The organism is Natronospira sp. (assembly GCF_007134575.1).
GTDB classification, from domain to species: Bacteria; Pseudomonadota; Gammaproteobacteria; order Natronospirales; family Natronospiraceae; genus Natronospira; species Natronospira elongata.
In genome coordinates this window covers 1-9,205 of record NZ_SLKM01000128.1, presented here as the reverse complement: position 1 = coordinate 9,205, position 9,205 = coordinate 1, and the positions used below count along the sequence as shown (strand labels likewise).

Sequence of the window (9,205 nt, the reverse complement as noted above, 5' to 3'; positions counted from 1 at the left end):
GGCTTCAAAATCCCGCCACAGGTACTTGCCTTCAATTCCAAAGGCATTTTCACGGTCAGACCCAACAGAAACGCTTTCTATTACCCCGGTCAGCTCCAGACCGTTGGACAAGGTATAGGCGGGTTGGATCGCCAAGGCATCGGCGGAGTCGCCGAAATCCTCATACCAGGCTTCGAGCCCGGCAGTCTGGGTCGGGAATACAGCGGCATCATCCACCAGCCAGTGGCCACCGGAGGCCTGGGCGGTGAAAGGGGTCATGAGGGCAGCACCAATTGCTGCGCCAGGAATCATTTGCTTGCGCACTTCTCTCTCCTGTTTTCAGGCAGGCAGTTACGGTTCCCTTAAGTTCCCGATAACTGGCAGGCACAGGATTGCAAACAGTGCTCAGGAAATCTGCACGCACAAAGCCTAGCATCGCCCTGTTGCATTTGCATGGACACGACGAACCACGACGCCCTGGGCGATCTGTTTGCAATTGAGAGAAACGGGCTGGCGATGAATCTGGCGAGATCGGCGGCAGCCGATAATGATTCGCGATGGGATTCACGCTAGACCGCTTCGCATTGAAGCTGCGAAGCGGTCAGCAGGAAGGAATTTCCAGTGAGACGGCCTCGCGGCTTCAGCTTGTCCTGCCCGTCATCGGGCATCTACTGCTAACGTCCAACTGGGGGTTCCTCCTTTCTATTTGAAGATGGTGGCGAATTATACGAGTACGGCACCTTCTGTCAACTGCTTTCTTGGCCGGCAGGTTACACCCTCAGACCGCGACCGGCGCCTTAATGTGCGGGTGGGGGTCGTAGTCCAGAATCTCAAAATCCTCGAATCGGTAATCAAACAGACTCTCGGGACGCCGCTTGATGTTCAGGCGAGGCAAGGGTCGCGGCGCCCGAATGAGCTGCTTGTCCGCCTGCTCCAGGTGATTAAGGTAGAGATGGCAATCACCGCCGGTCCAGATGAAATCCCCGACATCCAGATCCAGCTGCTGGGCCATCATGTGAACCAGAATGGAATAGGACGCGATATTGAAGGGCAGACCAAGGAAAATATCCGCACTGCGCTGATAGAGCTGGCAGGACAGTTTGCCGTCCGCCACGTAAAACTGGAAAAAGGCATGGCAAGGGGCCAGGGCCATTTGATCCAGTTGGCCCACATTCCAGGCGGAGACAATCATGCGACGAGAGTCCGGCGTGGTCCCAAGCTGCTCCATCACCCGCTGAATCTGGTCGATGGCCTGCCCGTCGGCGGTCGGCCAGGACCGCCACTGATAACCGTAAACCGGTCCCAGGTCACCGTTTTCGTCCGCCCATTCATTCCAGATGCGGACATTGTTTTCCTGCAGGTAGCGGATATTGGTGTCACCGCTGAGAAACCACAGGAGCTCATGGATGATGGAGCGGAAATGCAACTTCTTGGTGGTCACGGCCGGGAAACCCTGAGCCAGGTCAAAGCGCATCTGGTGGCCGAACACGCTCAGGGTGCCCGTACCGGTGCGGTCTTCCTTGCGGTGGCCGTGCTCCCGCACATGTCGCATCAGGTCGAGATAGGCCTTCATTTCGCCATCGCCTCCCGGTCCGCCTGAGTCGGGGGGTAGCCCCGGTTCCGCTGGGACAGGGTAATCAGCACCACGCCAACGAGTATCAGAGGCAGAGAGAGAAGCTGCCCCATGGTGAGCCAATCCCAGGCGATATAGCCAATATGCTCATCCGGCATGCGCACGAATTCCACCAGGAAACGGAATGCCCCGTAGAGCAGGGCAAACAGGCCCGAGATCAGCATTCTGGGTCTGGGGCGGGCAGACACCCAGAACAGGACCACGAATAGCACCAGACCTTCCAGAGCCGCCTGATAAAGCTGGGAGGGATGCCGGGCCACGCCATTGACGATCATGCCGAAGGGTCCGTCGGTGGGCCTGCCCCAGAGTTCGCTGTTGATGAAGTTGCCGATCCGGCCCAGACCAAGGCCGATGGGTACCACCGGCGCGACGAAATCCACCACATCCCAGAAATGGCGCTTCTGGCGGCGAGCAAAGAGCCAGCCCGCAAACAGCACACCCAGCAGGCCGCCGTGAAAGCTCATGCCACCCTGCCAGATCTGCAGGACCAGCAGGGGGTCGTCGATATAGGCGCCCAGATTGTAAAAGAGGATATAACCCACTCGACCGCCGACAATCACCCCAAGAACCACGTAGAAGGTGAGATCAGCCAGGTCATTGCTGTCCCAGCCCACATCCGGTCGACGCAGGCGTCGCCCAAGCAGCCACCAGGCCGCGAGCACACCGATCACGTACATCAGGCCATACCAATGAATAGCCATGGGGCCCAACTCAATGGCGACCGGGTTGATATCCGGGTAATGCATGTAACTCCCCTTCCGGGATGACCAGGACAAGTGGGGCAGTTTACCGGATCGCAATTGAGGGCGGAAAGGCCGCGGGTGTTAGAATTGGCGCCCATTCCACCCCCGGTAGGAGAAATTCACCATGTCCCACCCGCATTTGCGCCTGAAGAAAAATGAGGACCGCCGTCTGCGGGCCGGCCATGCCTGGATATTCAGCAATGAGGTGGACAGCGAGGCCGGGCGGATTACGGATTTTGAAGCCGGGCAACTGGCCAATGTGCTTGGCCAGGGCGGCAAGCCGCTTGGGACGGCCTATATCAACCCCAACTCCCTGATCTGCGGGCGCATGATCAGCCGCCAGTCCGACGTGGCCCTGGACAAGTCCCTGATCAAGCACCGGCTCAATATTGCCTCGGGCCTGCGTGAGCGACTTTACGGTGACGGCGCCTGCCGACTGGTCTTCGGCGAGGCGGACGGCCTGCCGGGCCTGGTGGTGGAACGCTTCGGCCGGGTCTATGCCATTCAACTCAGTACCGCCGGCATGGACGTCCGTCAGGGAGAAATACTGCAGGCCATTGAGGAGAACTTTGCTCCCGAGGCGGTGGTGCTGCGCAACGACAACCCGGTGCGGCAATTGGAGAATCTGGGAGTTGAAGCGCCCCGGCTTATTGCGGGCGAGCTGCCGCAAACCCTGGAAATCGAAGAAGCCGGCCTGCGATTCGGCATTGATCCTCTGGCGGGACAGAAGACCGGCTGGTTCTTCGACCAGCGCCCCATGCGGGAACGCCTGGCCCACCATGTGCAGCCGGGCGCCCGTGTGCTTGACCTCTACAGTTATCTGGGCGCCTGGGGGCTGCGCGCTGCCCATGCCGGGGCCGGGGACGTACTCTGTGTCGACAGCTCCGCCGAGGCCCTTGCGGGGGTAGAGGCCAATGCCGAGCGCAACGGCTTGACGGTGGAGACTCAACAGGGGGATGTGATGGCGGTGCTCAAGGACCTGCGCCAGGCCGGAGAGAAGTTCGACATCGTGATTGCCGACCCACCCGCTCTGATCAAACGGCGCAAGGACGTCAAACAGGGCAGGAAGGCCTATCGTCAGCTCAATCAGGCGGCATTGCAGGTGCTGGCAAAAGACGGGCTGCTGGTGTCAGCATCCTGCTCTGCCCACATGGCCCGGGATGAGCTCATCCGCACCGTCCAGGCCTCGGCCCGGCATCTGGATCGCTCCGCCCAGTTACTGGAAATCGGCGGCCAGGGTCCCGACCACCCCGTCCACCCGGCCATTCCGGAGACCGCCTATCTAAAGACGGCCTTTTTCCGGGTGCTGCCGAGCTGGTAAGTCGATTGGCGAGCATTGAGTGCTGAGTACCGAGGGGGGCCCTCTACTCTCACTCCTAACCCTTCAACGCTCCCGACGGACCCATTCGCCATCTTCGCGCTGAATTTCCTCGGTGGGCCAGAAGTGTTTGTCCAGCTTCAGGGTCACCACATCGGTGGTGCCGTCCCAGTCTTCCAGGCGCAGGCGGATAGGACTGCGATGTTCACGACCGGCGACCTGCTCGAGGAACTCATCCAGATCGCTCACTGACTGGCCATCCACCTCAATAATGCGCCGCCCCGGGTTGAGGCCGTAGCGACTGGCCGGGGAGCCATAACTGAAATTGGAGACAAAAACACCGCGCCGCGGAATGCCGCGCTGAGCCGCCATGGCCCGGTGGGGCTCGTGGAGAACCGCACCGGCCCAGTGAATCACCCGCTCCACGCCGCGCCCGTCCATGCGCTGCGTGGGCACGTTCAGCGCCTTGACCTCACCGTTGCGCAAGATGCTCAGATCCACTGATTCCGCCTGGCTGGCCTGATTGAGGCGACGGAAATCATTTACCGGCGTGCCATTGACCGCCAGCAGGAGATCCCCGGACTCCAGATAATCCTCGGCCGGGGCACCGGCCACGATACGTTCTACCGACAGCACGCCCCGGGGACGATCGTCGAGATCGGCCAGACGACTGGCCCAGGCTTCGGGCAGCCCCAGCTTGCGGGCGCTGGACATGGGCATGAGCAGGAACTCCACCTCCAGGGAATGGATCCCCTCGCCATTTCGGTAGCGGGCCAGCATGTCCTGTATGACTTCGGCCGGAATGCCCTTGAATGCATCGCCCCGCGCTCCCTGCTTGCCATAGTTGCTCCACAGCGCCTGTACCCGGCCATGGCGGTCGGCCAGTACACCGCCTACATCGGACGGCGCATTGACCACGGACAGCGTCTCCAGGTTCACGTCTCGGAAGCGGAAGCTCGAAGACAGTGACAGGCGCAGGGGGTCCAGGCCGCTGGCTTCGGTGCGCCTGGAGACCAGTGACTGATCAGGTCGCTTGCCAACCACCCAGACATCATCGCCTGATCCGGGCAGGCGGGGGTTGAAAGTCACCGGCCGCACTTCACTGCCCACCAACAGGGCGGGATCGTATTGGACCAGGGCCAGGTTGTTGAGCGGGTGCAGGAAGACCACCTCCCCCGGCACCTCGAGGGAACTGGCGAAGGTCAATCGCAGATCGCCCATGCGGCTTGGGACCGCGGCGCGATCCGTCAGTACCAGACCCTGAGCCGCATCCACGACAATACCGGTCCCGGTAAAACCGACACCATCCATGCCCTCCACCCGGAAAGGCATGTCGAACTCTACCCAGACCATGGAGCGGGATAGACGCTGGGCCCGGGCATCACCATAGTCACCGAAGCGGACACTGCCGGGCTTGATCTCATTGCGAGCCGGGGCGGCGGCCAATTCCTCGCAGGGCCAGCGGCCCGTGCCACTTTCCATTCGGCAATCCCGGGCCGGGAACCAGGTCCGGTCCACCGTCAGGGTGGCCAACACCTCGCGATAGGGCTCATCGATTCGGGTATAGCGAACCGGGACCCGGGCACCATCGGACAGGCCCTCGAACACCTGCCTGAACTCATCCAGCGTTTCGGTGGTTTCTCCATCCAGTGAACGGATAATGGCCCCACGGGGCACGCCGGAACGGCCCATCATGAAACCGGTGGAGGCCACATACACCGCCCCTGGTGGACGATTGAAATGGCGGGCCTGCTGATACGACAGGGGGTTCAGAACGGCGCCCCCCACCTCCAGATAGCGATCCGGCGTAATGGCCATGAGATCACCCACGGTGACATCCACCTGGCGGGTCTCATCACCACGACGAATATCCAGCTGCAAGCTCTTGCCGACACTGTCATCGAGGATTTCCGCCAGCGGTACGAAGCTGGCCACCATCTCGCCGTTGATCCGGAGCAGGATGTCGCCGGGCTGGAGCAGATCATTGGCCGGGCCGCCGTCGACTACCCGGTCCACCACCAGCATGCCGTTGTAATCCGGGAAATTGAGGCGGGCGGCAGTCTCTTCCACTTCATCCAGCCCCAGGCGCCGCAATTCGTCGTAGGACTGGCGGACAAAGGTGGTCTGCAGGGTCCCCCGCGTGACATCTTCCCCATTGCGCAGCCTGTCCAGCACGCGAATGGCCCTTTGCAGCGGCAGGAAATAGCTGGAACTGGCATCCATGCGCCCGGCGGCATTCAGGGCCAGGGCACGGCCCTGAATGTCAATCACCGGCGAGCCGGAGGAGCCGCCACTGGTGCCGGAGGCGGCCTGGAAATAGAAGGTGTTGAAATCGTTGTAACGGCCGCGGCCGTAATTGGGCGCATCCCGGTCCAGGCGGGCCAGGGTCCCGGCCAGGATGGAAAGACGCTCACCGGCATCGTTACCCACTACCCGAATATCCTGTCCCACGGCGGCCGCTTCCGGCGCCAGGGGAATACTGACCGGATCAATATGGCGAAGGTCTTCGGGATCGTAGCGAAAGAAGCCAAAATCATGGACGGGGTCTCGATAGACCGGGGTCAGGTCCACCTCTTCCGCGTTCTGAAAGACCGCCTCGGCCACCACCGGTCCAGGATAGACCACGTGGCGGTTGGTGAGAATCAGCCCCTTCTCCGCATCCACCACGAAACCGGTGGCCTCGGTGGTGTTTTCCCACTCGGTATCAAAGGGACGCGGCGCATCCACCCGAATCTGCACCACGGCAGGGGCAATGCGGTCCAGGGTCTCCGACCAACTGGGCTCGGCCATCGTCTGTGAGGCCCAGAGCAAGACCGAGGCGCACACAAGCGCCGCAAGCCCGCCCTGAAGACGCCGGGATCCGCTCAACTGCTCAGTCAAAGCTGTAGCCGAAGGCCTGCTTGAACCCGGCCCTGAAATCCTTGGCAGTGAAATGGTGATTCTGTGTGCCATGTTGGGCAACCTTGATTGACCCCATCATCGATGCGATTCGGCCAGTTGTCAGCCAGTCCAGTTCATTCATCATGCCGTACACCAGGCCGGCGCGGTAGGCGTCACCGCAACCGGTCGGGTCGTTAACCACTGCCGGTCGTACGGCTTCCACCTCGTGACAGTCGCCGTTGGCAAAGATCAGTGACCCCTGGGCACCCCGGGTGACCACCAGAGCCTCCACCCGCTGGGCCAACTGGCTGCGATCCAGCCCCGTACGTTCTTCGAGCATGCCACACTCGTAATCGTTCACTGCCACCCAGCGAGCCTGGTCGATAAAGGCCAGAAGCTCCTCGCCGTCAAACATGGGCAGCCCCTGCCCCGGGTCGAAGAGGAAGGGGATGCCGGCCTGGGCGAATTCCCGGGCATGCTGCAACATGCCGTCGCGACCATCGGGGGCAACCACTCCGAGGCTGATTCCCGCATCACGGGGAACGGATTGCTGGTGGGAATGGTTCATGGCACCGGGATGGAATGCGGTGATCTGATTATCATCCATATCGGTGGTGATATAGGCCTGGGCCGTGTACTCACCCTCGACCTGCTGGACGTAGCGGCTGTCGATGCCGTGCTGTTCCAGCCAGGCATCATAAGGGCCGAAATCCGTGCCCACAGTGGCCATGGGAATACCCTTCCCGCCCAGCAGCTTGAGGTTGTAGGCGATATTGCCCGCCGTGCCACCGAACTCGCGTCTCAAGTCCGGCACCAGAAAGGCCACATTCAGCATGTGCACCCGATCAGGCATGATCTGATCCTTGAATCGACCATTGAAGACCATGATGGTGTCGTAGGCATAAGAACCGCAGATCAATGCCGTCATCAGATATCTCCCAGTTATATTTTGCGGCGCTCCGATAGCTTGCGCTGCGTTCAATCCTTGCTTACGCAAAAACGCCAAGGCACAAAGGCGACAACTGCTTCCCTTGTGACCTTGGCGTCTTTACAGCCAATAGTGTTCAGGCGGCGTTGGCCTTGCGCCAGGCCAGGTCCAGCTCCTTGGCCGCCTTGACGTCATCCAGGCGCTTCACCGGCAGGGTGTAGGGAGCGCCCTTCACGGTCTGAGGCTCGGTCTCTGCCTCGCGATTGATGGTGGCCATGGCCTCGACGAAACCGTCCAGCTCTTCCTTGGGCTCGCTCTCTGTGGGCTCGATGAGCAGACACTCGGGCACCAGCAGGGGGAAATACATGGTCGGGGCATGGAAGCCGAAATCCAGCAGGCGCTTGGCGTAGTCGGTGGCGATCACGCCCGTTTCCTTGGCCTGGCGCTTCAAGGTCACGATGAACTCGTGACTGGCTCGGCGCTCGGGATAAGCGAGATCGAAACCGGCCTCACGCAGCTTCACCATCAGGTAATTGGCATTGAGGGTGGCGTACTCGCCCACTCGCTGCATACCGGAACGACCCAGCAGCCGGGCATAGATATAGGCCCGCAGCAGGACACCGGCATTGCCCATGAAGGCGGACAGGCGACCGATGCTGTTGGGCAGCTCGTCCCTGTTGCTCCAGCGGAAACCGTCACCGTCCTTCATGACGATGGGGCCGGGCATGAAGGGTTTCAGGCGCTTGGAGACACCAATGGCGCCACTGCCCGGACCACCACCACCGTGGGGAGTGGAGAAGGTCTTGTGCAGGTTCATGTGGATGACGTCAAAGCCCATGTCACCCGGGCGCACCTTGCCCAGGATGGCATTGAGGTTGGCGCCATCGTAGTAAAGCAGGCCGCCGGCCTCGTGAACGATCTTCGACATCTCTTCGATCTTGCGATCGAAGACACCCACGGTGGAGGGATTGGTGAGCATGATGCCGGCAGTCTTCGGACCGACCACGGCACGCAGGGCTTCCAGGTCCACATCCCCGTCCTTGCCGGTGGGGATCTCGCGCACCTTGCAGCCGCACATCACGGCGGTGGCCGGGTTGGTGCCATGGGCGGCATCGGGGACGATGATCTCGTCACGCTCATGATCACCACGGGACTCGTGATAGGCCTTGATCATGGCCACGCCGGCAAACTCACCCTGGGCGCCGGCCATGGGAGTCAGGGAAACCCCGGCCATGCCGGTGACTTCCTGAAGGATGTCCTGCAGCTCGTACATGCATTCCAGAAAACCCTGGCCATGATCCACCGGTCCAAGGGGATGTCGGGCCAGAAAGCCGGGCAGCATGGCGAGCGTGTTACAGGCCCGCGGGTTGTACTTCATGGTGCAGGAGCCCAGAGGATAGAAATTCGTGTCAATGGAGAAGTTCTTCTGGGACAGACGGGTGTAATGACGCACCACCTGCAACTCGGACACCGCCGGCAGCTCGGGGGGCGCCTTGCGTCGGAACTGTTCGGGAATGTCATCAAAGGCCGGCTTCTCGGCGGGGGCCTGGGCGTAGGCCCGGCGACCCTGACGGGCATGTTCGAAAATCAGCATAGTCGTCTGCTTCCAGTTCTCATTGACCGGCCGGTGCATGGCACCGGCCCTGTTGTTCCACGATGGTGATTAGCCCAGTACTTTCAGGGCTGCTTCGTAATCCGGTTCCTGGGCGATTTCCGGCACCAGT

7 protein-coding genes are annotated in these 9,205 nt (G+C 61.4%); 1 reads left to right on the top strand and 6 read right to left on the bottom strand.

Features of this window, described 5'->3' with window-relative positions; translation table 11 throughout:
- From ACJWXQ_RS05035 to lgt, 3 genes are all read right to left on the bottom strand, one after another.
- Positions 1-303 (bottom strand): hypothetical protein (locus ACJWXQ_RS05035; protein WP_406672296.1); only part of this gene is annotated, 303 nt, incomplete at its 3' end.
- A gap of 454 nt (positions 304-757) precedes the next feature.
- Positions 758-1,552 carry a thymidylate synthase gene (thyA, locus tag ACJWXQ_RS05030; RefSeq protein ID WP_406672295.1) on the bottom strand — a complete coding sequence of 265 codons (795 nt, stop codon included), beginning with the start codon at positions 1,550-1,552 and terminating at the stop codon, positions 758-760.
- Positions 1,549-2,358: a prolipoprotein diacylglyceryl transferase gene (gene lgt / locus ACJWXQ_RS05025; RefSeq protein WP_346052581.1), complete on the bottom strand. Its 810-nt coding sequence runs from the start codon at positions 2,356-2,358 to the stop codon at positions 1,549-1,551. The genes thyA and lgt overlap by 4 nt, the downstream gene beginning before the upstream one ends.
- Before the next feature lie 121 nt (positions 2,359-2,479).
- Here lgt and ACJWXQ_RS05020 point away from each other — a divergent pair, with 121 nt between their 5' ends.
- Complete coding sequence (locus tag ACJWXQ_RS05020; RefSeq protein ID WP_406672294.1) at positions 2,480-3,676, top strand: class I SAM-dependent rRNA methyltransferase; 1,197 nt, start codon at positions 2,480-2,482, stop codon at positions 3,674-3,676.
- Positions 3,677-3,739: 63 nt separating this feature from the next.
- Here the strand turns inward: ACJWXQ_RS05020 and ACJWXQ_RS05015 are convergent, their stop codons facing one another.
- The 3 genes from ACJWXQ_RS05015 to gcvPB all read right to left on the bottom strand — a co-directional run bounded on the left by ACJWXQ_RS05015 (position 3,740) and on the right by gcvPB (position 9,114).
- Entirely contained in the window at positions 3,740-6,463 is a 2,724-nt protein-coding gene (locus tag ACJWXQ_RS05015; RefSeq protein WP_406672293.1) for a trypsin-like peptidase domain-containing protein, read from the bottom strand.
- Positions 6,464-6,545: 82 nt separating this feature from the next.
- Positions 6,546-7,481 (bottom strand): carbohydrate kinase family protein, encoded by a 936-nt coding sequence (locus ACJWXQ_RS05010; protein WP_346052585.1) that lies wholly within the window; start codon positions 7,479-7,481, stop codon positions 6,546-6,548.
- 136 nt (positions 7,482-7,617) lie between these two features.
- Positions 7,618-9,114 (bottom strand): aminomethyl-transferring glycine dehydrogenase subunit GcvPB, encoded by a 1,497-nt coding sequence (gcvPB, locus tag ACJWXQ_RS05005; RefSeq protein ID WP_406672292.1) that lies wholly within the window; start codon positions 9,112-9,114, stop codon positions 7,618-7,620.
- Between the last annotated feature and the right edge of the window lie 91 nt (positions 9,115-9,205).